Consider the following 2,191-nt stretch of genomic DNA (forward strand, 5'->3'; position numbering starts at 1 on the left):
CTGATACGGATTCGCTTACTGACTCAGATACAGATTCACTTACTGATTCAGATACAGACTCAGATACGGATTCACTTACTGATTCTGATACTGACTCTGATACGGATTCGCTCACTGATTCAGATACGGACTCAGATACGGATTCGCTCACTGATTCAGATACAGATTCACTTACTGACTCAGACACGGACTCAGATACAGATTCACTTACTGACTCAGATACAGATTCACTTACTGATTCTGATACTGACTCAGATACAGATTCACTTACTGACTCTGATACAGATTCACTTACTGACTCGGATACAGACTCAGATACAGATTCACTTACTGATTCTGATACGGATTCTGAAACTGATTCACTTACTGATTCTGATACGGACTCAGATACAGATTCGCTTACTGACTCAGACACAGACTCTGATACAGACTCTGATACAGACTCTGATACAGATTCGCTTACTGACTCAGACACGGACTCTGATACGGATTCTGAAACTGATTCGCTTACTGACTCAGATACAGATTCACTTACTGATTCAGACACGGACTCGCTTACTGATTCTGATACAGACTCAGATACAGATTCGCTTACTGACTCTGATACAGATTCACTTACTGATTCAGATACAGACTCTGATACGGATTCACTTACTGATTCTGATACGGATTCAGATACAGATTCACTTACTGACTCAGATACAGACTCTGATACTGATTCTGATACGGACTCACTTACTGACTCAGATACAGATTCACTTACTGATTCTGATACGGACTCTGATACGGACTCAGATACTGATTCGCTTACTGACTCAGACACTGACTCAGATACTGATTCTGAAACTGATTCGCTTACTGACTCAGATACAGACTCAGATACAGATTCACTTACTGACTCAGACACGGACTCGCTTACTGATTCAGATACTGACTCAGATACGGATTCACTTACTGATTCAGACACTGACTCGCTTACTGATTCTGATACTGACTCAGACACGGATTCTGATACAGATTCGCTCACTGATTCAGATACAGACTCACTTACTGATTCAGACACTGACTCAGATACGGATTCACTTACTGATTCTGATACGGATTCTGAAACTGATTCGCTCACTGACTCTGATACAGACTCAGATACGGATTCACTTACTGATTCAGACACTGACTCAGATACTGACTCAGACACGGATTCTGAAACTGATTCGCTTACTGACTCAGATACGGATTCACTTACTGACTCTGATACGGATTCTGAAACTGATTCGCTTACTGACTCAGATACAGATTCGCTTACTGACTCAGATACAGACTCAGATACAGATTCGCTCACTGACTCAGATACGGATTCACTTACTGACTCTGATACAGACTCAGATACTGATTCGCTCACTGACTCAGATACAGATTCACTTACTGATTCTGATACGGACTCGCTTACTGACTCTGATACGGATTCTGAAACTGATTCGCTTACTGATTCTGATACTGACTCTGATACGGATTCACTTACTGATTCTGATACGGATTCTGAAACTGATTCGCTCACTGACTCTGATACAGACTCAGATACGGATTCACTTACTGATTCTGATACTGACTCTGATACGGATTCGCTCACTGACTCAGATACAGATTCACTTACTGATTCTGATACGGACTCTGATACGGATTCTGATACAGATTCACTCACTGACTCGGATACAGACTCAGATACAGATTCACTTACTGACTCAGACACGGACTCTGATACGGATTCTGAAACTGATTCGCTTACTGACTCAGATACAGATTCACTCACTGACTCGGATACAGACTCAGATACAGATTCACTTACTGATTCAGACACTGACTCGCTTACTGATTCTGATACAGACTCAGATACGGATTCACTTACTGATTCTGATACAGATTCACTCACTGACTCAGATACAGATTCACTTACTGATTCAGACACGGACTCGCTTACTGATTCTGATACAGACTCAGATACAGATTCGCTTACTGACTCAGATACAGATTCACTTACTGACTCAGACACGGACTCTGATACGGATTCTGAAACTGATTCGCTTACTGACTCAGATACAGATTCACTCACTGACTCGGATACAGACTCAGATACAGATTCACTTACTGATTCAGACACTGACTCGCTTACTGATTCTGATACAGACTCAGATAC

At 41.7% G+C, this 2,191-nt stretch carries 1 protein-coding gene; it reads right to left on the bottom strand.

The window, feature by feature from the left end; genetic code table 11:
• Positions 1 to 2,191: hypothetical protein (locus ACGHCK_RS11360; protein WP_394304573.1), on the bottom strand; the 2,191-nt coding region annotated here is incomplete at both ends.

Source organism: Lactococcus muris, assembly GCF_042849115.1.
Lineage (GTDB): Bacteria > Bacillota > Bacilli > Lactobacillales > Streptococcaceae > Lactococcus > Lactococcus muris.